Origin of the sequence: Thalassotalea psychrophila (assembly GCF_031583595.1) — a bacterium.
GTDB lineage: Bacteria > Pseudomonadota > Gammaproteobacteria > Enterobacterales > Alteromonadaceae > Thalassotalea_A > Thalassotalea_A psychrophila.
In genome coordinates, this window is record NZ_CP134145.1 from 3,044,709 (window position 1) to 3,066,930 (window position 22,222).

The window sequence follows — 22,222 nt, forward strand, 5'->3', positions numbered from 1 at the left end:
TGAGGATGATTTAGAACAACTAAAATTTTGGATAGATAGTTATTCATATCTTTTTAAAATTTCAGGACGTATCAAGCTTTATAAACATTCCCGAAGGGTAACTTATACGTAGTTTCTATAAGTTACTCAATGAGCAGATAATTATACGGATTGGTATAACTAATTGCTTGCTAATAATTCAAGGTACTCTTGCTCAGATAAAACCGTTACGCCTTTATCTTTAGCTGCATTGATTTTATTGGCTCCTACTTTTTCGCCGGCAACAAGGTAAGAGGTTTTACTGGAAACCGATTTGCCCACTTTAGCCCCAAGAGCTTTAGCTTGTTTTTCCATATCGCCACGAGAGCCTTGTAACATAGTTCCGGTGAATACGATTAACTTTCCAAAGACTGGTGTTGCAACAGTTGTTTGCTCAGAAACTTTAGTCGTTATAGCTAAGTTGAAGTTTAGCGGCTTAAGCTTGAAGTACTCTTCTCTTACGTTTTCCAACCCCTCAACAATCGCTTCAGCACTTACTTGGGCAAACCCATCAAGTTTGACTAAATCATCAACACTGGCATCAAAAAGTTCATCTATGGAGTGATGTTGCAATAGTTTTTCGCAATTACCTCCCGCAAGTCTACTCACCCCGAAAGCGGCAAGGAATCGCCAATCTTCTATTTCAATTTCTCTGCTGGCTTTTAACTGTTCTACTAGGTTTTGTGCGGTTTTATCACCGAAGCCAAACCCTGTAAATTTATTTTTTGCTTCATCATAAATCTCATGAATTCGTTTAAGTCCATGTTGATGAAGTTTTTCAATGACTTTCGGTCCAAAGCCATCGTTATTACCTAAGGTTTTGAAAAAGTGCACTAAAGTATTTTCTGTTTGTGCTGGACAGTCTGTTTTATTTGGGCAAACCAAATGATCCGACTCCCAGATAATATGAGTACCACAACTGGGACAATCTGTTGGTAGCTGTGGAGTTACCGCTGTTATTACTTTTTCTATTTTAGGTATGACCAGGCCACTTCTTACAAGCTGCACAACAGCTCCAGGACCAACGCCATTGGCTTTAACCATATTATAGTGATGTACGGTTGCGCGACTTATTGTTGCACCGCTTAATTTTGTCGGCTCTAATTCAGCAACAGGAGAAACTCTTCCCGTTCTAGACGTTTGCGGGATCACTTTTAGTACTTTAACTTCTGCTGACTCATCATTCACTTTAAACGCTATCTGCCAACGATGATGATGCCTAGTTGCTCCCATAAGCTGTTTTATTTCGTCATTAGTCACTTCGAAAATAACGCCGTCTATATCATAATCAACCGCGTTCCAAATTCTCTCAACTATAGGTTCAAAATCACTTAATACTTCAGTGTAATGTCCGGTCCAGTTGGTAATTGATGAAAATGGATAAAAGACACAAGCTCCAGCATCTATCGCTATTTGCACGGCTTTATCGACTTTCTTTTCAGCAATGATCGCGGCTTGTATGTTTCTGGAGTTTTCAAAGCTTTCGCTTAACACATTATCAAAATAGCTTTTTTTGATCACAATCTCACCGGGCCCTTGCCCTCGAGCGCCCTCATCAGCTACCTTTAGGCCGCGTTTGAACGCTCTAGTGATATCTTGACCGCGACTACCATCACCACGAGTGTAAAGCTTAGAGCCATCATCATATGCCGCATAACCGTCAAGTTTTGGCGTAACTCTAATATTTATTTTTGAATGTTCGATATTCAGTTCATTTGCTGCTTTGATTAACCGCTCTATCCATTTTCTTATTTCTTCAAATGAATAGGCTTTATCTGTAGAAAGCATTTTTTTAGGTAGAGCAACTGTTTTACTATCAATAATAACTTCGGGTTCAACAGTGGTTAAAAATGGATGCTCTTGTTTTCTATTCTTCAATTCTTGCAAGTAGACGGCATCATAAACCTGATCATCGATAACCGGATGGCCCGAACGATATAAAGCATTAGAAATTTCAAGAATAATTAATAGATTGCCTAGGGATATTTCACTTACGTTTTGCTCATTAAACAATGACTCAATAGCAGAAACGTCTGGTGATTGGTTAAGTTGTGCAATGATTGATAATTGATTTTGATTAAATTTTAACATTAACTCTACTATTTTGGTTTATTGAAAAAATACGTCCCTGAATATAAAAAACTCAGCTACCAAGAGTTGGCATTCCTTCGTCCCTGAAGTGAGCCAACTTTATAACATCCATGTTAAGTTGGCATTCCTTCGTCCCTGAAGTAAAAAGCCTCCAACTGGAGGCTTGAAAAATTAGTAACCGGCCAAGCGGGCCTTGCGATCAAATTCTCTAATTTTACTTAAATAATGTTGTTCGGTTTGTTTAGTCATAACACTGCGTTGACCATCAAGTACTTGTCCGCCAAATTCATTCGCGACTTGTTTAGCAGCGCTAAGCATTTGTTTGAATACTTTTACCGGGTCCCCAGCATTTGGCAGAGTCATAAATAAAGTGATGCCTTTGGTAGAAAAGCTTTCCATGTTATCTAAATCGAAGGTGCCTGGGTTAACCATATTGGCGACAGAGAAGGTAATTTTACCATTGCCAGCATTATCTTGGTGGCGATGAAAAATGTTCATTTCACCAAATTTTAACCCTAACGTTAAAAAGTTAGGTAATAAAGCCGCACCTGAAATTAACTGGTTCTCATTCACGACAACCGATAATGCTAAGACTTCTTGCTCTATTTCAACTTTACGGTTGTTATTGGCGCGATCAAAATCCATTTCGAGTTGATCTCGCTTTAATTCAGCTCGACTTTTAGTTTTGCCAATAGGCTGCACGTTTTCTGACTGTACTTTAGCCTCAATTTTCGTTTTAGCTTTAACTTTAACGGGCTTATCAGCTTCAACAACGTTTACTGGCTCTACTTCTGGTAAAGCGCTTATCGTCGGAAGTTCATCTTCAACGATAGTTTCAGACACTGTAAACACTGGCTCGCTAGAGTCAACTACTGTCTCAGGCTTTGCTTTTACAGTGGCAGTTGCAGTTGCAACTTTCTTTACTGAACTTTTCTTAACACTAACAGGATCTTTAAAAACAGCTTCAGTTTTAGTTGTCATATCAGCTTCAACATCTTCAATTGGCGCTGATTGTTCCAAAACTTCAATATCAGAAAATGTTGGCGCTTGCTCTGCCAATTGATCATCTTCAATTGGTGGCGGCGTATTAGCTTGCAAATCAGCTGATTGTTGTTCTGTAAGCTCTGGCATTTCAGCAGCATCAAGGGTAATTGGTTTAGGACGTCCTACTCCGTCTTGATCAAAACCTTGGGTATCATAGTTACGCGCCTCTTCCTCGGCAAAATCGTCTTCTACAACTTTTGCTTTCAGTTTATAAGGATTTTTACCTCCTTTGCGGATCTTTAAACGACCATGAAAATAGATGCCACCGATAACGATCACACTAATAATTATTAATATTGTTCTAAAATTTAATTCCATTACCAAGCCTGCTTATACTGCTTCTGCCATAGCAACCGCTTCATCAATATCAACCGCTACCATACGTGAAACTCCTGGTTCATGCATGGTAACACCTGTTAAGTGTGAAGCCATTTCCATAGCTATTTTATTATGACTTATATAGATAAATTGCACAGTTTGTGACATTTCTTCAACCAATTTACAGAATCGGCCAACATTTGCGTCATCAAGTGGCGCATCCACTTCATCCAACATACAAAAAGGTGCTGGATTCAACCTAAATATTGCGAATACTAATGATAATGCGGTTAGCGCTTTTTCTCCACCAGAAAGTAAGTGAATCGTGCTATTTTTTTTGCCAGGCGGTCTTGCCATGATAGTTACCCCTGTATCGAGCAAATCTTCACCAGTTAAATCAAGGTACGCACTACCTCCACCGAAAACTTTTGGAAACAATATTTTAAGATCATTATTAACCTGTTCAAATGTTTCTTTAAATTTTTGTCGAGTTTCTTTATCTATTTTATCTATTGCTGACTCAAGGGTATGCAGAGCAGACTCTAAATCGTCGTTTTGTTTATCTAAAAATTCTTTTCTTTGTGACTGCAACTCAAATTCTTCTATAGCGGCTAAATTAATCGCGCCAAGTTGAGATATTTCTTTAGTCACTCGAGCAAGCTGTATTTGCCATTGTGACTCTTTAGCATCAGTAGTTAAATTATCTAATACAGCTGCTAGTGTTTGTTGCATTTCCTCAAGTTGTTCAATTGCTGTTTTAGCACGAACATTATAGGTCTGCGCATCTACATGAAGTTGAGATAATTTATCTCTTTGCACTGCTATTAATGTTAATAAGCGCTGTTGACTGCTGTTAAATTGTTCTATTTGATTGTTAGATTCGATAAGTTGCTTGTTAACTGTTTGTTGCTGCTGATCATTTTCGGCGCCTTGTAGCAATAAACTTTGCAACTTTTCTTGCTCAGCTATAATCGGCTGATCATTTTCTTGGACTGTAGATACTAACTGTTGTTTTTGCTGTTCTAGTGTTAACAATTGCTCTTGCACTCGCACGAGTACAGCCTCAACAGACTCTAGTTCAGTTTTTGCTTTTTCTTTGGCTAAATTTTGTTGATGATTTTCATTAGTGGCATGCTGTAAGTTTAATTGAGCATCTTGCAATTGCTGAACTAAAGTTGTGCGTTCAAGTTGTAATGTTTCACCAACTTGATTGTCATTTTGATCTGATTGAGCTAAAGCCGCTTGCTCTGCTAAAACCTGTTCATAGGTATATAACTCTTCATTAAGAGCAGTTTCTTGCTTTAGTAATTCATCTTGTAAGCTTTGTTGCTGAGTTCTCTTGAACTGTAACTCTTGATCAAGTAAATGATTTTCTTGTTCACTTTGCAAAAGTACTTGCTTACTTTGTTGTAGTTGTTGCTTGTTCTGCTCAAGACTTGCATTCAGTCTAATATTTTTTTCTTGCAATTCACCAAGTGCTTGTTGATGAATTTCAAATTCAGTCTGTTTATTTTTAATATTTGCTGCTAAATCAATAAGTTGATTATGTCGTTTTAACTGCCCTGTATGTTGCTCAATTGCGCCTTTTTTAAGCCATGAACGCCCAAACCAAGCCCCTTGTGGACATATCACCGAGGCATTGTCATCGGTTAATTGTTCAGCCATGTGCTTGGCTTGAGTCTCTGTTTGGGCAACTTTAACCCTACTTAGTAGTTCATAGAACGGATGCTGGCCTTGAACAAATTGAGCCAATGTATTTGGCTTCGCAGAGCTTAGTTTCTGGTTTTCAGTTTGACTGACCCACAAGGCAACATCCAAGTCGAAATGATCAGGAAAATCATCTAAACAAATAGCATTTAACCACTGGCCTAGTACCATCTCTACCGCACTTTCCCAACCGGGAGTAACGAGTAGTTGCTCACTTAAACTGTTCTGCGTATCTATCCCCATTGATTGCAAGTAGTCTTTTTGTTTTATTTGCCAATCTGAACGTTGATTATTAATCTCGCTTAGTGCTTGCTGCCTTGACTGTAATGTTTGCAACTCAGTGGATATTTGCTCAAATAGAGTTTTGCTTTTGTCCTGCGCTGTAATTGCTATCAGATATTGCTCTGTATACTGTTCAACATCTGCAGATGACTGTTCAACGACCATTTTCTGTTCTTCAATATCATCCTGGTTTTGGACAATCTTGCTTTTTAAAGGCTCTAGTTGATAACTAGTAAGTTGTTGTTTTATAGACTCAATTCGTTGTTCAGTTTTATTCATCAAGTCACTTGTTGACTGCACTTTGGTGGCAATAACATTTACAGCATTGGTGTGAGATGATTGTGTTTGAACAAAATTGTCCCAATGTGTCTGCCAAGCATGTTGGCGATGTTGAATATCGAGTAACTGTTTGCTTAATTGCTTAATTTGAGTACCGCTCTCTTTTAGGCATGGTACTAAGTCAACAATCAAACTTTTTAAGTTTTGCTGCTTTTTTAGCTCTTGATTTAAGTATTCTCGATTACGAAGGCTATTTTCATCTAACCTTTTTACATCCTCGCTAAGGCTTATCTTACGCTGCTTAGCATGTTTGATATTTTGCTCTAAACGTGTAATTTCAGTAGTTAAAACTAATTTATGCTGTTGCAGTACAGCAATTTTATCTGCCCCCTCATCTTGAGTATTTTTAGCATTTACAATAGCGAGTTCAGATGCTCTTTGCTCGGCAACTAATTCATCTATTTTGCGTTCTAGGCTCAGCTCTAGCAATTTAAATTTTTGTAATTTATCTTGGCAGTAGCGCCACTTTATCGCTGTTAATTCCGCTTTTAAAGTGCGCTCTTTTACTTTTAATTGTTTAAATCTAACTGCGGCTTGTGATTGCCCATGCAATCGTTCTATTTGTATACCAAGCTCTTGCCTGATATCAGCTAATCGAGATAAATTTTCACGAGTGTGACGAATACGAATTTCGGTTTCTCGACGGCGTTCTTTGTATTTAGATACGCCAGCGGCCTCTTCAATAAACACTCGAAGATCTTGGGGTTTTGATTCAATTAATTTTGAAATCATGCCTTGTTCAATAATGGCATAACTTCTTGGACCTAGACCGGTACCTAGGAAGATATCGGTTATATCTTTACGGCGACATTTACTACCATTTAGGTAATAAGTATTTTGCGAGTCTCTATTAACAATACGGCGGATTGATATTTCGTTTCGATCTGCCATCGAGCCTTGAATTCGTTGGTCAGTATTGTCAAACAGAAGTTCAACACTTGCTTGCCCTACAGGCTTTCTAGCGCTAGAGCCATTGAAAATAACATCGGTCATACTATCACCGCGTAAGTTTTTAGCTGAACTTTCGCCAAGCACCCAACGCACTGCATCGATAATATTAGATTTACCACAACCATTTGGGCCAACAATAGCGGTCATTTCTTCAGGGAACGGCACAGTCGTGACATCAACAAAAGATTTAAATCCAGCTAATTTTATAGTTTTTAGGCGCATTGATTGTTATTGTTTTTATTCGATTACTAGTAAACGTTTGATATTCAATATCAGATCTTATACAGGTAGATACTTTATCTTTATTACCTTAGCAAATAAACACATGGTTTGTAACAGTTATTGGCTTTGAATTGCCATAAGTTTAGTTATACTAACAACAAATATATTGTGTAAGGAAAATTCAATGACATTAAGCATTCAACAGCCAATTGCCCAAAGCGGAGCTGGTTATTTTATGCAAGGTTTTAAACTCATTAGAACACCAGGGCTCAGACGATTTGTGTTTGTACCATTATTGGTGAATTTAATTCTGTTTGCCTCAGCTTTTTACTACTTAAGTAGTTACATTTCTGATCTAATCGTGTCATTTGAAAACTGGTTACCCGAAGGGTTAAGTTGGTTAACTTACTTTGCAGAGCCATTGCTTTATATCACAGCGTTAATTTGTTTTTCATTTTTATTTTCAACCGTGGCAAACTGGCTTGCCGCACCTTTTAACGGGTTATTAAGCGAAAAGTTAGAACAACACCTTACAGGACAATCTATCAATGATGGCGGCTTTTCCGATGTTGTTAAAGATATACCCCGAACGTTGTCACGCGAGTGGCGTAAGCTGGTTTATTACTTACCTAGAGCATTAGGTTTTTTCTTAATTCTATGGATTATACCTGTTTTTGGCCAAGTAATTTGGTTAGCCTTTGTTGCCTGGATGATGGCTGTACAATATTGCGACTACCCTTTTGATAATCATAAAATTGGTTTTATTGAGATGCGTAATAAGCTTACTGAGCATAAAGGCAAGTGCTACAGTTTTGGCTTAACGGTTACCATTTTTGCAATGATCCCAATAGTAAATTTAGTCTTAATGCCTGTTGCAATATGTGGCGCAACAGCTATGTGGGTTGATCACTTTAAGAAAGATTATAATACCTTATAATGTTAACTAGTTCCGGTTATATGGAACTGGGGTCAGAGCAAAACCCTATTTAAAAATAATAGGTTTTGGTCTGACCCCATGTATCTGCACCTGCTAGTTTAACGCGCGAAAAAACTATCTAAGTTCTTTTCTCAGTATTTTACCAACATTTGATTTTGGTAACTCATCTCTAAATTCAATCAGTTTAGGAACTTTATAATTAGTTAAGTTACTGCGACAATGACTTATTAAATCTTTTTCGGTAAGTGCAGGATCTTTTTTCACCACAAATATTTTGACACTTTCGCCGTTTACCTCATGAGGAACGCCAATAGCAGCAACTTCTAAAACACTAGGGTGCATCATAACAACTTCTTCTATTTCGTTAGGAAATACGTTGAAGCCAGAAACAATGATCATGTCTTTCTTACGGTCTACAATATTGAAAAAACCACGTTCATCCACAGAGGCAATATCACCGGTTGCCAGCCAGCCATCGTTTAAAATTTCGTTAGTCGCTTCGATACGGTTGTAATAACCTTTCATTACCTGAGGGCCTTTTACATACATTTCTCCGGGTTCACCAAGACTACATTCACTGCCATCATCAGCAATAATTTTGATATCCGTTGATGGTGCGGGTATACCTATGCTGCCATCATAACCTTCCAAATTATAAGGGCTTATAGTCACAAACGGTGAACACTCGGTTAAACCATAACCTTCAATCAAACCAGTCTTGGTTACATGTTGCCAACGCTCAGCCACAGGTTTTTGTACGGCCATGCCTCCTCCCATAGCAACTTTTAATTTACTAAAGTCTAAATTTTTAAACCCTGGAGTATTTAACAGGCCATTAAATAAAGTATTTACACCAGTAATTACAGTAAATTTGTATTTAGATAACTCTTTTACAAAGCCTGGCATATCTCTCGGGTTAGTGATCAATAGGTTCGTACCGCCTAGCGTTAAAAATGTTAAGCAATTAGCGGTTAAAGCAAAAATATGATAAAGCGGCAACGCGGTAACAACAAATTCTTCACCTTCAACAAGTACAGGTTTTAAAGCGCCTTTAGCTTGCTCTAAGTTGGCAACCAAATTGCGGTGCGTTAACATTGCACCTTTAGAAACTCCTGTTGTTCCACCGGTATATTGTAAAAAGGCTAAGTCTTCACCGCTAATGTCTACTGGAGTAAACTTTTCTGGACCTCCTTTAGCGACCACATGATTAAATGGGATCGTGTTAGCTAAATTAAACTTAGGCACCATTTTTTTAATATACTTTACCACTAAGTTAACCACTGTACCTTTAACGGCACCTAAGCGATCGCCTAATGATGTTAAAATCACATGTTCCACTGAGGTGTCAGCAATAATTTCTTCTAGGGTATGGGCAAAGTTTTCAATAATAACGATGGCTTTAGCGCCAGAGTCATTTAATTGATGCTTAAGCTCGCGTGCCGTATATAGTGGGTTTACATTAACAATGGTAACCCCAGCTATTAAGCCGCCAAATAGGGCTATAGGGTATTGCAATGAATTAGGCACCATGATGGCAAGTTTTTCACCTTTTTTCATTGCTAAAGTATTTTGCAAATAGGCGGCAAATGATTTCGCTTGCTGTTCTAATTGTCGATATGTAATCGATACATCCATATTGATGAATGCGGTCTTATCAGCATACTTGTTGCTGTATTGGAAAAACATTTCAGCTAACGACTTATATTTGTCAGCATCTATCTCAAATGGCACTCCTGGAGGGTAACTTTTTTCCAGCCAAATTTTTTCCACACTACATCTCCTGTTATCTTATACCAAGTCCATCAATCATCTGCTCATTTATACTGGTTAAAATGAATAACTACTGCGTTATAAAATCTTTAAGTAGATAACTACTTATAAAATTTTATGCCTTGTATTTATCCCTTTTTCCTCACTATAAAGTAGATCACATAATTAATGGAATCGGTATTAGGGATCATTTACGGTTCATAATAACCGCTACCCTTATTTTTATTTTTCACTCGATCTATACCGATATAATTATTTGTTATGGGTATAGTCAACTTAATTTTTGGTCACTTATCATTTCACAGATAGAAACAATTGCAAGAGGTATGACCAGAAAAGATTGAATTAATTTTCTCTGAGAGTTTTATCAATAATATCAACAAAAGCTGCAGGACTTTCCATATGAGGGTGATGTCCTCCTTTAATAGTGTATTGTTGATAATTAGAGATATGTTCAGCAAAAACTTTCACCCCTGTTTGAATCATATCAAAGCCATTCTCACCAATTGTTAGGGTTACCGGACAATGTAAATTAGAGACAATTTGAATAGCTTGCTTCAATGAAAAACGTTGCGGTGAAATATTTCTCAATCTAGCATCTGAGCGCCAAGTGACGCCATCTTCAACGTCATGTAAGCTACGTTCAACCAGCAATTTAGCTTCTTGATTGCCCAAGTCTGAAACATTCATTCTTGCCTTTACCGCCCCTTCTACACATTTATGAACTGTCGCTTGTTTATGTTGAAGTTGTAACCTACTTAGCATGCCTTTGCGTAATTGTTCACTAGGGTTTTCGTTTTGCGTTAATAAGCCTATGGCTTCGATCAATATCAATTTATCGACTTTGTCATTAAATGCCGAAGTAAATAGTGTGGCTGCCATGCCGCCCATTGAATGGCCTATTATGTTGATTTGTTGCCATTGATTAATGTCAACTAATTGCAATACATCATAGCTCCAATCGATAAAGTGATAATGCGCATCAGGACTTCGGTGATCAGAGTGACCGTGTCCGGGCCAATCAATAGCAACAAACTGGTATTGAGTTAGCAATTCGCTTTTTTGAGCTATTAATGTATTAAAAAATGGTAGAAAGCTGGCACAGTTATCAAGCCATCCATGTAAACATAAAATTACTGGAGCTTTTGGGTTACCCAAGTTGATGCCTGCGATTTTACCATGAGCAAGGTTGTAGTTTACGTCACGAATCAAAGTGAATCCTTAAATGAAAAGTTTATTTTTTTGATAATTTGAATATTGAATAAATACCAATTGCTGACCAAATTAAAATCCATATTATTTCTGGAATAAATGTAATATCAGCTAATGCACTACCATCTCCAATACCACGGCCATCAATTAAATATAAAGGTGAGCTCAAACTGTTTAATAACACCATAAGCGCAAACAGCTTTAATATAACCGGTAAAAAATTAAAATGAGAAATCTTTATGCTTAAGGCAAAGGTGGCAATAAGGATTAAAATAATAACTAAAGTAAGTAAATCACGCACCCACAAAAGGCAAGACATAGCTAACAGCAAAACAATAAACAAACTAAAATAACGACTGATTGAAGATTTCAAATCTGCAATTTTAAAGATCAATACGCCCCAACCAACAGCTCCTGCATAACCTGAAAAAGCAATGATTAACGCGATACCACCTTGGGTTGTACATAGTCCTGCACCATTGGGAAATAGTTCAATTTGCAGTATTTTTCCACCAGTAACAATGGCAGCTAAGCCATGACTTAATTCATGAAAGAAACTTTCCAACCAATTAAATGGAATACCTAAATATGGCGTTTCTTTTAATACAAAAGCAATAACCAACAACGACCAGAAATTGGTTGTTAAGAATTGATATATTGATGTCGTATTACTAGCTGACGTTGCAACAGTTTTATGTTTAGTTGAAATTTTAATCTCCAGTGTTTACACACTTATAGTTATTCTCTACCCGGTAATTTTTTCCAGGTAACCGTATCACGTAAATACACAGGTTGAGCATCTTGAGCGGCAAGAGCATTGCCATTTTCAAACTCTTTTATACCAATAGGTAACATGGCAACAGCATTAGGAAATTCAACATTTTGATTAATAATTAACTGTTCAATATTGCTCAGTTGCTGCGGATAAGCAGCCCAAGCGCTTCCGACGCCGACTAAATTAGCTGAAATTCTAGCTTGTTTAGTTAATTCATCTACAAGCTCAGGAGCGATTACGGCTTCAGGAATTAAAGCTTGCATGATCTGGTTTTCATCAACAGCGAACAGCCCACAATAAGCCTCATTCATTCGGGCATCAATAGCCGAAATCACCTGGCTGTGACCATGATTTAAATACGCTAACTGCGCCATGGTTTGCAATGTTGAAACACCGACCAACTTTAACTTGGCCGAATACCCTAACCCTTGCGCTACGCCTATACCAATTCTCACACCGGTAAAACTTCCTGGACCACGACCATAGATCAAGCCATCTAACTGGTTCAGTTTAACCCCTGCTTCTTGTAAGACTTCGTCGACCATAGGCAGTAACAATAAACTGTGTGATTGCGGGCATAACTCATAACGGCTATAAATTTCACCTTGAAATGTCAAGGCTACAGAACAAGCTTCTGTAGAGGCATCAATGGCCAAGTAATTCACTATTTGTCTCTCTTTACAATTAAAATCAAATCATTTTGGTGATGATTATTTGAATATGATTAGTCTATATCATTATCGATGTTTTTTGCGGTATTGATACGCTGTAAAAATTTAACCGCACTATTTATATCTCTGGTTCGATCCATATCAGGCAAACTTGCTAAGAATACTTGTCCGTATGGGCGATTGACTATACGGCTATCACATATAGCGAGTACACCTTGATCGCTCACATCTCGAATTAACCGGCCAACACCTTGCTTCAACGCAATAACCGCCTGCGGGAGTTGAATTTGTCCAAAGGGATCTCCGCCTTTGCGTTTAACATCTTCACTTTTAGCTTGCAGTAATGGTTCATCGGGTGCGCTAAACGGCAATTTATCGATGATAACACAAGTTAAGTTATCACCTCTAACATCAACCCCTTCCCAAAAAGAGGCGGTTGCCAATAACACCGCATTTTTTTGTTCAACAAAGTTATCTAACAACACACTCTTCGCCATTTGTCCTTGTACCAATAAAGGGTTATCGATTTCATCGCTTAATAACTCAGCTACTTGATTTAGCATTCGATAAGAGGTGAACAATAAAAAACAACTGCCGTTACTGGCTTTTATCAATGGTATCGCAATATTAACTAACGCTTGGCCCCGAGTGTGGTGATTTGCTTCTGGTAAATATCTAGGCACAAACAGTTTTGATTGCGCAGGGTAATTAAATGGACTTTCCAGTAATAATTGCTTTGCTTTTGCTAACCCTAGCTCTTCACTAAAATGACTAAAACTTCCATTTACCGCTAAGGTTGCTGAGGTAAACACCCATGCAGAGTCTGATTCATCAATGAAATGTTGAAATTTATCGGCTACAGACAACGGTGTTTGATGCAATACAACATGGCGACGGGTAGTTTCATACCATAAACTCATACCAAACTCTTCAGTATTATTCATTATATCGTATTTAGTTAATAGCTCAGTTGCTCTATCAAAACAATTGTCTATCGCTTCACTGCGTGACACACATATTTTTAAAACATCAAATAAAAACTTTAAATCGGTATGCAGTTGAGCAAAGGCTCGAGAAAATTGTGGCTGATTCACTTTATGACGCCAATTTCCTCGTTCAGGATCTTGAGCAAAAAGCAGCCTAAAATCCCCTGCCGCACGTTGTAACTTTTCAGCCGCCTTGGCAAGCTGCTTTACATCGGTTAAATCAACTTTATATTGCTGTAAACAATCAAGGGCAAGCTCAAGTAATTGCTTGGTCGAAAAAGCTTGACCAAAATACTCACTGGCAATATCGCCTAATTGATGGGCTTCATCAAAAATTACTACATCAGATTTAGGAATTAACTCACCAAAGCCAGTATCTTTAAGTGCCATATCAGCAAAAAATAGATGATGATTTACAACAATTAGGTCTGCCTCAATCGCTCTTTCTCTAGCTTTAACTAAGTAACACTTTTCATAGTCAGGACAGTTTCGGCCTAAACAATTATCAGTAGTAGAGGTAATTTGACCAAATATTAAGGAATCTTCAGCAACATTTGTTAATTCGCCAATATCTCCAGATTGAGTAATGCTTGACCATTGCCTTACAGCAACAAGATCTTGCAATGTTTGCGCATTTAGCGCGCCACCTACTTGATGACGTTTTTCAGATGAACTGGAAAAATTTTCTTCTAAACGAAATAAGCATAAGTAATTAGAACGGCCTTTTAGCAGCGCCGTTTTATGGCCACTGTTTAAGGCTTTTTTAACGAGAGGTAGGTCTTTATGAAAAAGCTGCTCCTGCAAATTTTTTGTTCCTGTTGAAACAATTACTTTCTTTTTTGAAGCTAATGCAGGAATAAGGTAGGCAAAAGTTTTACCTGTACCTGTGCCAGCTTCTACAATTAAATTAGTCTTCTTTTGTATGGCAACTTCCACTTCAGTTGCCATTTCAACTTGTGCTTGGCGAGGATTAAATCCGGGAATAACTTTAGCAAGAGGACCATCACTAGCAAAAGCTTTAGCAACAGAGGTAGTTAAGCTGGTCATTAATTAAGTTTGCTTTTCGTAAAGGGAAGAAAGCAATATTATAACCAGTAACTATTTTAGGTAAACAATTAAAACAATTAAAACCGAACTGAATACATCTATCATTTAGTAAATGCGTTAAGCTATTTATCAATTGCCTAGCCACAAAAAAATAAAAAGTTATGACTTATGCAAAAATGTATTTAATTATTCACATTTATTTCATAAATAACTATTGACGATTGGACCTAAAAAACATTATTGTGTTCATAACAGAGTTGGTGCTACAGCCAAGCTCCTTATTTTAAAGAGAATACATAATGTTTAACCTGAACTTACATCATCGTCATCATATTATCGACTAGCCCTCAGGTTATTCGCTGAGGGTCTATGGACTCTTAAAGCGACGCTCAAAATAAGCAACGCCCCGAAAGAGTCCACTTTTTCGGGGTTTTTTACATCAGGGATGATGGAATGTCGAATTGCCAAGGATGGCATCAAAATCGACGCACTTCATGGATGATGGAATGTCAATTTGCCATGGACCGTATATTCACATCCATGTGATCACGGCATATACAACTTCCGTGTTGAAAATGGCATAAAATTGACTCATGCCTTTGAACCCAGTTTAGATTGATTAAAATTACAAATTTATAAATATTTTATTTTGGAGCAACAAATGACTACAACCGACAAACAAAGACTTAGAATTGCCATTCAAAAATCTGGCCGCCTAAGTGATGAATCACAAAGCTTATTTAAGCGTTGTGGTATGAAAATTAACTTAGCCGATCGTCGTTTGTTAGCTCATGTAGCAAATATGCCAATTGACTTAATGCTGGTGCGCAGCTCTGACATTCCAGGTTTAGTAATGGATGGCGTATGTGATCTAGGTATTGTTGGTGATAACACCCTAGAAGAACACGCATTAGAGCGCGATCTAACTAATGAAAATAGTGACTACAATAAAATAATGTCATTAAAATTTGGTGGTTGTCGTTTATCAATTGCTTTACCGGAAGAGACTGAATATAAGGGAATTCAAAGTTTAGACGGACTGCGTTTAGCGACTACTTACCCAAGATTATTAACGCGTTTTGGTGATGATAATAATATCAAATTTGAATTTTGTAAGCTTAATGGCTCAGTAGAGGTTGCACCGCGAGTTGGTTTAGCCGATGGTATTTGTGACTTAGTATCAACTGGTACAACATTAGAAGCAAATGGCTTAAAAGAAGTTGAAGTTATTTATCAATCTAAAGCGGCGTTAATTCAAGGCAGTCAGCCTTTATCAGCAGAAAAGCAAAAGACACTAAATACCTTAATTCCTCGTATTGAAGGTGTATTAAAAGCCAAAGAAAGTAAATACATCATGATGCACGCACCAAAAAACAAGTTGAATGAAGTAGTCGCGCTTATGCCAGGCAGTGAAACACCGACAGTTTTACCATTAGCAGAGCGTGATGACAGAGTTGCAATACACATGGTAAGTACTGAAACATTCTTTTGGGAAACTATGGAAGAGCTTAAAGAACTCGGCTGTAATTCAATTTTGGTTATGCCAATTGAAAAAATGATGGGATAGAACATGTTAAATTGGTCCTCATTAAATAAAGCAGAACAAACTAAAGCACTATCAAGGCCCGCTATTAGTGACAACAAAGGTTTAAGAAAAACTGTTGCTAATATAATTGATAAAATAGACAAGCAAGGTGACAACGCCTTATTTGAGTTAACTAGTCTATTTGACAAGGTCAAGCTAAGCTCTTTACAGCTGACTGATAATGCTGTGGTTAAGGCGACTCAACGTTTATCTGATAAGCGAAAGTTGGCAATTCAAACCGCATATGGCCAAATTGAGCGCTTTCACATTGCTCAAAAGACAACAGACATTGTTGTAGAAACTATGCCTGGTGTTAAATGCACTCTAAAAACAGAAGCAATTGATAGTGTCGGTTTATATATCCCTGCCGGATCGGCCCCATTACCTTCAACGGTTTTGATGTTGGGAGTTCCGGCTAAATTAGCCGGCTGTAATAGAGTTGTATTGGTATGCCCTCCTAATAAACAAGGTGAGATTGCCGATGAGATCATTTACGCAGCAAAACTTTGCCAAATCAGCGAAATTTATACTATTGGTGGTGCACAAGCAATTGCTGCACTAGCGCTTGGTACAGAAACAATTAAACCGGTAAATAAAGTATTTGGCCCTGGTAATCGCTTTGTTACTGAAGCTAAGAAACAACTTTCACAATTAGTTCCTGGTTTTGCCATTGATATGCCCGCTGGCCCATCTGAGTTATTAGTTATCGCTGATGACAGTGCAACACCTGCTTTTGTTGCTGCTGACTTACTATCACAAGCAGAGCATGGTCCAGATTCTCAGGTAATATTAGTCACTAATTCTGCTGATGTAGCAATCAATGTACAAACTGAGCTTGATCTACAAGTTGAATTGTTAAGCCGCAAAGATATTGCCAAACAAGCATTAAATGAAAGTCGACTGATTGTTTGTGATGATATCAAGGAAGCGGTAAAAGTTTCTAACCTATACGGGCCAGAGCACTTAAGCATTCAAACCGAACAGCCACAACAACTAATGACTAAAATACGCTCTGCGGGTTCTATTTTTGTTGGTGATTACTCACCAGAATCAGCTGGTGATTATGCCAGTGGTACCAATCACGTTTTACCAACGTATGGCTACTCTAAAGTGATATCGTCGTTATCTTTAGCCGACTTCTCTCGTCGCTATACGGTGCAAGAACTGACAAAACAAGGATTACAATCCTTAGCAGAAACCATTATTGAGTTAACTGATGCTGAAGGTTTAGATGCACACCAACGTGCTGTAACCATCCGTTTGGAAAAATAGTTATGACAGATAAACCTACAAACTTAATCGACAATTTAGTACGTAAAGATGTACTGAATATGGTGCCTTATCAGTCAGCTCGCCGCGAACAAGCGGGAGGCAGTTGCTGGCTAAATGCCAATGAAGCCGGTGGTAATAATGAGCTTGATATCAGTTTAAGTGATCTTAACCGCTATCCTGACTTTCAACCACAACAGCTTATAAACGCTTACGCTGACTATGCAGGAGTGGAAAATAAGCAAGTGTTAGCCACCCGTGGCGCTGACGAAGGTATTGAAGTTTTGATCCGGACTTTTTGTCAGTCAAATCAAGACAATATTATTATTTGTCCGCCAACTTATGGCATGTACGCAATTAGCGCAAAAGGCCATGCTGTAAATATTACAACAGTACCCTTAACTAATGAGCTACAACTTGACTTACCGGCATTGAGCGCTAAAAAAGATAACACAAAAATTGTGTTTATTTGCTCGCCAAATAACCCAACCGGTGATGTGCTCAACAAAAGTGACATCATCTCTACACTAGAGCTATTTAAAGATTCGGCATTGGTCGTAGTTGATGAAGCATATATTGAATTTTGCCCAGAGCTGTCATTTGCTAAATTATTAAATGAGTATCCAAATTTAGTGATCTTAAGGACACTGTCAAAAGCATTTGCCTTAGCGGGTTTACGTTGCGGCTTTACTCTTGCCAGTAATGAAATAATTACTATGATGAGCAAAATCATTGCACCCTACCCGATTTCAAACCCGGTAAGTGCAATAGCAAGCAAAGCATTAACTCAGAACTTAGCTGATATGCAGCAGCGCGTTGTATCAACCAATCAACTCAACATCGAGCTTAGTGAGTTTTTAAAGCAGCAAACTTGGTTAATAAAATTATTTACCTCAAAAACCAACTACATTCTATTTAAGGCTAATAATACCATCGCTTTATTTAATTCATTAATAGAACAAGGCGTGCTGATCCGTAATCAATCAAGCCAATTAAGTTTAGAAAATTGTTTGCGAGTGAGTATTGGCAATGCAAATGAACTTGAGCAATTTAAATCTGCAATTAACATCTATAACCAGCAACAGGAAAACTCTACATGCAAAACATAGCGCCTAAATCAGATATTTTATTTATTGACCGCGATGGTACATTAATTGAAGAGCCGATTAGTGATAAGCAAGTTGATACCTTAGAAAAGTTGGTGTTTGAACCAAACGTTATTCCTGTATTATTAAAGCTTCAGCAAAGTGGTTACACCTTAGTTATCGTTTCAAACCAAGATGGCTTAGGCACGAAAAGTTACCCGCAAGCTGATTTCGATTTACCTCACGACAAAATGATAGAAATGTTTGCTTCTCAAGGGGTTAACTTTAAAGATCAACTTATATGCCCGCATTTTGATGAAGACAACTGTAATTGTCGTAAACCAAAACTTGGTCTAGTTAGTGATTATTTGCAGCAAGGTAAAATTAATTTCGCTAATTCGTTTGTTATAGGTGATAGAGAAACCGATATATCGCTTGCCAAGAATATGGGGTTGCCGGGTATTCAATATAACCGAGAGAATTTGAACTGGAACGATATTAGCGAACAATTACTCAACAGCCCGCGCAAAGCATGCGTTACTCGCACAACTAAAGAAACCGATATCAATGTACAAGTAAATTTAGATAAAGCCGGCTCAAACAATATAGCAACAGGAATAGGTTTCTTTGACCATATGCTTGATCAAATCGCTACCCACGGAGGATTCTCTTTAACTTGTACTGTAGATGGTGATTTACACATTGATGATCACCACAGTGTTGAAGATACAGCTCTAGCACTCGGCGACGCTTTAAAACAAGCTCTTGGCAATAAACGTGGTATTACACGCTTTGGCTTTGTATTACCTATGGATGAATGTAAAGCCGAATGTAGTATCGATTTATCTGGTCGTGCACATTTAGTATTTGATAGTGAATTTACCGATAACCGTGTTGGCGGTATGTCTACCCAGATGGTCAGTCACTTTTTCAAGAGTTTAACTGACGCAATGGCGGTAACCTTGCATTTATCAACAACAAAAGGTAATTGTCACCACCAAGTTGAAAGCTTATTTAAAGTTTTTGGCCGCGCATTAGGTCAAGCAATTACTGTTAGTGGTGACGCCATGCCGAGCTCTAAAGGTGTATTGTAATGAATGACTTAACTTCTAATGAAGTGACAAGTGAACAAGCTGATGCAGTGATCATTGATACCGGCTGTGCCAACATTAGCTCGTTAAAATTTGCTTTACAGCGTTTGGGATATCAAATTTTAGTGTCAAAAGAATGTGTCGATATTAAAAATGCTAAAAAAGTATTCTTACCTGGAGTTGGCTCAGCTGAATATGCCATGGCGGGCATTATTGAACGTGACTTATTTACTGTTATAACCGGGCTAAAGCAACCTGTTCTTGGCATATGTCTTGGCATGCAATTAATGACTAAGCATTCCGTAGAGAATAATATTGATACCCCCTGTTTAGCTGTTATTGATTCGCAAATTGGAAAAATTAATGCCGCTGAAAACATCAGATTACCGCATATGGGGTGGAATACTTTAACCAATATTAGTCCTTCACCTTTGTTTTCTGATATTAACGAGCAAGACTATTTTTATTTTGTACATACATATTGCGCCCCTGTTTCACGCCACTCTTTAGCATTGTGCGATTATGGTCAAAGCTTTAGTGCAAGCTTACAACAAGATAACTACTACGGCGTACAATTTCACCCTGAACGTTCAGGTAAATCTGGTGCGAAAATATTGAAAAATTTTATGGAGCTATGCTGATGATCATTCCAGCTATTGATTTAATTGATGGAAAAACCGTGCGTTTATACCAAGGCGATTACCAGCAAAAAACAAACTATGAACAAACACCAGAGCAGCTTGTAGAAAGCTATTATCAACAAGGTGCGAAAATTTTACACTTGGTTGATTTAGACGGAGCTAAAGATAGCAGCAAGCGCCAAACAAAACGATTACAAGAAATTATAAGTGTTGCCAAAATGCCAGTACAAGTTGGTGGTGGTGTTCGCTGCCAACAAGATGTTGATGATTTATTAGCATTAGGCGCAAGTAAGGTAGTTATTGGTTCATTAGCCATTAAACAGCCAGAACTGGTGAAGTCTTGGTTTACTATTTATGGCAAAGATAAAATAGTATTAGCGTTAGACGTACAAATAAATGAGCAAGGCGATAAATTACTTCCTACTCACGGCTGGATTGAAAAAAGTAATACCACCTTAGAACAACTGCTAGATTTTTACGGTGAAGAAAACGTAAGCCAAGTACTTTGTACCGACATTTCTAAAGACGGTACTCTAACAGGCTCTAATGTGGAACTTTATCAACAATTGAAATTACAATATCCAAATGTATTTTGGCAGGCCTCTGGCGGCATTGGCAGTTTAGATGATATCGAAAATGTAGCAGCATCTGGTGCCGATGGTATAATTTTAGGCCGAGCATTGCTTGAAGGTAAATTCACTGTGGCGGAGGCTATCACATGCTGGCAAAACGTATAATACCTTGTCTTGATGTTCGTGACGGTGTTGTTGTAAAAGGGGTAAAGTTTAGAGATCACGAAATTATTGGTGATATCGTTCCTCTTGCTAAACGCTATGCTGAAGAAGGTGCCGATGAATTGGTATTTTATGATATCACCGCAAGTTCAGATGGACGTGTAGTAGATAAAAGTTGGGTTGAACGTATTGCTGAAGTTATCGACATACCATTTTGTGTTGCTGGTGGTATTAAAACAGAAGCCGAAGCACAAAAAATGCTATTAATGGGCGCTGATAAAATATCTATCAATTCTCCTGCGTTGTCTGATCCTAACTTAATTTCTCGCTTAGCTCGTCAATTTGGGCAACAGTGTGTTGTAGTTGGTATTGACTCGTACTTTGATGAAGAAACCGGTCAATATCACGTTTATCAATTTACTGGCGATGAAAGTAAATCGGCTAAAACAGTATGGCAAACAAAAGATTGGGTAGAAGAAATTCAGAGTCGAGGCGCAGGTGAAATCGTCCTAAATGTAATGAACCAAGACGGCGTACGCCAAGGCTATGATATTGAACAGTTATCAATGATCAGAGATGTATGTAATATCCCTTTAATCGCCTCTGGCGGTGCAGGTACTATGCAACACTTTAAAGACGCATTTGAGCAAGCCGATGTTGATGGTGCATTAGCTGCCAGTGTCTTTCATAAAGGCATTATCGATATTCAAGATTTAAAGCACTATTTAAAAACAGAAAACATTTCTGTACGTGTATAAATGATAAAATATCCGTTTATAAATGGATTAACAAAATTCAAGAAGAGAAGAAAATGATTGTATCTGCCGAAAACATTAACAACCTTGCTTGGGATAAAATGGACAATTTGATCCCTGCGATTATCCAACACGCCGATACTGGCGCAGTACTTATGCAAGGCTATATGAATCAAGAAGCACTAAGCGAAACACTAAGTAGTGGTAAAGCCACTTTTTTTTCTCGCTCTAAACAACGCTTATGGCAAAAGGGCGAAAGCTCAAAGAATTTCTTGCTTGTACAAAGTGTTTTAACTGACTGCGACCAAGATAGTTTACTAATTAGCTGTCGCCCAGATGGACCTACCTGCCATTTAGGTACAGAGTCTTGTTTCAGCGAAGAAGCTTTTAATCAAAAGAACTTTTTAGGCTATTTAGAACATGTTATTGATACACGAAAAAATGATAAACCAGAAGACAGTTACACTGCGCATCTGCTATCTCGCGGTACAGCTCGTGTTGCTCAGAAAGTTGGTGAAGAAGGTGTTGAAGTAGCTCTTGCGGCAGCAACAAATCAAAAAGAAGAGTTTATTGGTGAGTGTGCTGACTTGTTTTATCATACCCTTGTACTTTTAGCCGATCAAAATGTAGATTTATCTCAAGTGATGTCTGTATTACAATCTAGGCATAAATAATATAAAACTATAAGAGTT

At 37.9% G+C, this 22,222-nt stretch carries 17 protein-coding genes; 9 read left to right on the forward strand and 8 right to left on the reverse strand.

What is annotated here, in order from left to right:
* Positions 1-159 precede the first annotated feature (159 nt).
* The 3 genes from RGQ13_RS12445 to smc form a co-directional block, all read right to left on the reverse strand.
* Entirely contained in the window at positions 160-2,109 is a 1,950-nt protein-coding gene (locus RGQ13_RS12445; protein WP_348390073.1) for a helix-hairpin-helix domain-containing protein, read from the reverse strand.
* A 171-nt stretch (positions 2,110-2,280) separates the two neighbouring features.
* A complete protein-coding gene (gene zipA / locus RGQ13_RS12450; protein WP_348390074.1) occupies positions 2,281-3,471 on the reverse strand; it encodes a cell division protein ZipA in 1,191 nt (396 codons plus the stop codon).
* A gap of 12 nt (positions 3,472-3,483) precedes the next feature.
* Positions 3,484-6,972, reverse strand: a complete 3,489-nt coding sequence (gene smc, locus RGQ13_RS12455; protein WP_348390075.1) for a chromosome segregation protein SMC — start codon at positions 6,970-6,972, stop codon at positions 3,484-3,486.
* A 184-nt stretch (positions 6,973-7,156) separates the two neighbouring features.
* On the opposite strand from smc, the gene cysZ reads away from it, so the two are divergent.
* Entirely contained in the window at positions 7,157-7,909 is a 753-nt protein-coding gene (gene cysZ, locus RGQ13_RS12460; RefSeq protein ID WP_348390076.1) for a sulfate transporter CysZ, read from the forward strand.
* A 114-nt stretch (positions 7,910-8,023) separates the two neighbouring features.
* Here the strand turns inward: cysZ and fadD are convergent, their stop codons facing one another.
* The 5 genes from fadD to RGQ13_RS12485 form a co-directional block, all read right to left on the reverse strand.
* Positions 8,024-9,679: a long-chain-fatty-acid--CoA ligase FadD gene (gene fadD / locus RGQ13_RS12465; RefSeq protein WP_348390077.1), complete on the reverse strand. Its 1,656-nt coding sequence runs from the start codon at positions 9,677-9,679 to the stop codon at positions 8,024-8,026.
* Positions 9,680-10,024: 345 nt separating this feature from the next.
* Positions 10,025-10,891 carry an alpha/beta fold hydrolase gene (locus tag RGQ13_RS12470; protein WP_348390078.1) on the reverse strand — a complete coding sequence of 289 codons (867 nt, stop codon included), beginning with the start codon at positions 10,889-10,891 and terminating at the stop codon, positions 10,025-10,027.
* A gap of 22 nt (positions 10,892-10,913) precedes the next feature.
* Positions 10,914-11,513 carry a M50 family metallopeptidase gene (locus RGQ13_RS12475; RefSeq protein ID WP_348390079.1) on the reverse strand — a complete coding sequence of 200 codons (600 nt, stop codon included), beginning with the start codon at positions 11,511-11,513 and terminating at the stop codon, positions 10,914-10,916.
* 116 nt (positions 11,514-11,629) lie between these two features.
* Positions 11,630-12,331, reverse strand: coding sequence for a tRNA (adenosine(37)-N6)-threonylcarbamoyltransferase complex dimerization subunit type 1 TsaB (tsaB, locus tag RGQ13_RS12480; RefSeq protein ID WP_348390080.1), 702 nt, complete (start codon positions 12,329-12,331; stop codon positions 11,630-11,632).
* Positions 12,332-12,390: 59 nt separating this feature from the next.
* Positions 12,391-14,370 carry an ATP-dependent DNA helicase gene (locus RGQ13_RS12485; protein ID WP_348390081.1) on the reverse strand — a complete coding sequence of 660 codons (1,980 nt, stop codon included), beginning with the start codon at positions 14,368-14,370 and terminating at the stop codon, positions 12,391-12,393.
* Positions 14,371-15,031: 661 nt separating this feature from the next.
* Between RGQ13_RS12485 and hisG the strand changes: the two genes are divergently transcribed.
* From hisG to hisIE, 8 genes are read left to right on the forward strand one after another with little or no spacing between them, the layout of a single operon-like run.
* Positions 15,032-15,937, forward strand: coding sequence for an ATP phosphoribosyltransferase (gene hisG / locus RGQ13_RS12490; protein WP_348390082.1), 906 nt, complete (start codon positions 15,032-15,034; stop codon positions 15,935-15,937).
* 3 nt (positions 15,938-15,940) lie between these two features.
* Positions 15,941-17,227, forward strand: coding sequence for a histidinol dehydrogenase (hisD, locus tag RGQ13_RS12495; protein ID WP_348390083.1), 1,287 nt, complete (start codon positions 15,941-15,943; stop codon positions 17,225-17,227).
* A gap of 2 nt (positions 17,228-17,229) precedes the next feature.
* Positions 17,230-18,333: a histidinol-phosphate transaminase gene (gene hisC / locus RGQ13_RS12500; protein WP_348390084.1), complete on the forward strand. Its 1,104-nt coding sequence runs from the start codon at positions 17,230-17,232 to the stop codon at positions 18,331-18,333.
* The gene (gene hisB / locus RGQ13_RS12505; protein ID WP_348390085.1) at positions 18,321-19,403 is read left to right on the forward strand and encodes a bifunctional histidinol-phosphatase/imidazoleglycerol-phosphate dehydratase HisB; all 1,083 of its coding nucleotides are present in this window, start codon (positions 18,321-18,323) and stop codon (positions 19,401-19,403) included. Before hisC ends, hisB begins: the two co-directional genes overlap by 13 nt.
* On the forward strand, positions 19,403-20,041 hold the full coding sequence (hisH, locus tag RGQ13_RS12510; RefSeq protein WP_348390086.1) for an imidazole glycerol phosphate synthase subunit HisH: 639 nt from the start codon (positions 19,403-19,405) through the stop codon (positions 20,039-20,041). The genes hisB and hisH overlap by 1 nt, the downstream gene beginning before the upstream one ends.
* A complete protein-coding gene (gene hisA, locus RGQ13_RS12515) occupies positions 20,041-20,778 on the forward strand; it encodes a 1-(5-phosphoribosyl)-5-[(5-phosphoribosylamino)methylideneamino]imidazole-4-carboxamide isomerase (protein ID WP_348390087.1) in 738 nt (245 codons plus the stop codon). The genes hisH and hisA overlap by 1 nt, the downstream gene beginning before the upstream one ends.
* Entirely contained in the window at positions 20,760-21,533 is a 774-nt protein-coding gene (gene hisF, locus RGQ13_RS12520; RefSeq protein ID WP_348390088.1) for an imidazole glycerol phosphate synthase subunit HisF, read from the forward strand. The genes hisA and hisF overlap by 19 nt, the downstream gene beginning before the upstream one ends.
* Before the next feature lie 53 nt (positions 21,534-21,586).
* Positions 21,587-22,204 (forward strand): bifunctional phosphoribosyl-AMP cyclohydrolase/phosphoribosyl-ATP diphosphatase HisIE, encoded by a 618-nt coding sequence (gene hisIE / locus RGQ13_RS12525; protein ID WP_348390089.1) that lies wholly within the window; start codon positions 21,587-21,589, stop codon positions 22,202-22,204.
* The last annotated feature ends 18 nt before the right edge of the window (positions 22,205-22,222 follow it).

Bases quoted from the DNA above. Each gene is read 5' to 3' on its own strand.
- hisH (WP_348390086.1), top strand. From the start codon at position 19,403: ATGAATGACTTAACTTCTAATGAAGTGACAAGTGAACAAGCTGATGCA.
- hisF (WP_348390088.1), top strand. From the start codon at position 20,760: ATGCTGGCAAAACGTATAATACCTTGTCTTGATGTTCGTGACGGTGTT.
- zipA (WP_348390074.1), bottom strand. From the start codon at position 3,471: ATGGAATTAAATTTTAGAACAATATTAATAATTATTAGTGTGATCGTT.
- hisA (WP_348390087.1), top strand. From the start codon at position 20,041: ATGATCATTCCAGCTATTGATTTAATTGATGGAAAAACCGTGCGTTTA.
- RGQ13_RS12485 (WP_348390081.1), bottom strand. From the start codon at position 14,370: ATGACCAGCTTAACTACCTCTGTTGCTAAAGCTTTTGCTAGTGATGGT.
- hisG (WP_348390082.1), top strand. From the start codon at position 15,032: ATGACTACAACCGACAAACAAAGACTTAGAATTGCCATTCAAAAATCT.
- RGQ13_RS12445 (WP_348390073.1), bottom strand. From the start codon at position 2,109: ATGTTAAAATTTAATCAAAATCAATTATCAATCATTGCACAACTTAAC.
- hisIE (WP_348390089.1), top strand. From the start codon at position 21,587: ATGATTGTATCTGCCGAAAACATTAACAACCTTGCTTGGGATAAAATG.
- hisB (WP_348390085.1), top strand. From the start codon at position 18,321: ATGCAAAACATAGCGCCTAAATCAGATATTTTATTTATTGACCGCGAT.
- hisC (WP_348390084.1), top strand. From the start codon at position 17,230: ATGACAGATAAACCTACAAACTTAATCGACAATTTAGTACGTAAAGAT.
- smc (WP_348390075.1), bottom strand. From the start codon at position 6,972: ATGCGCCTAAAAACTATAAAATTAGCTGGATTTAAATCTTTTGTTGAT.
- hisD (WP_348390083.1), top strand. From the start codon at position 15,941: ATGTTAAATTGGTCCTCATTAAATAAAGCAGAACAAACTAAAGCACTA.
- cysZ (WP_348390076.1), top strand. From the start codon at position 7,157: ATGACATTAAGCATTCAACAGCCAATTGCCCAAAGCGGAGCTGGTTAT.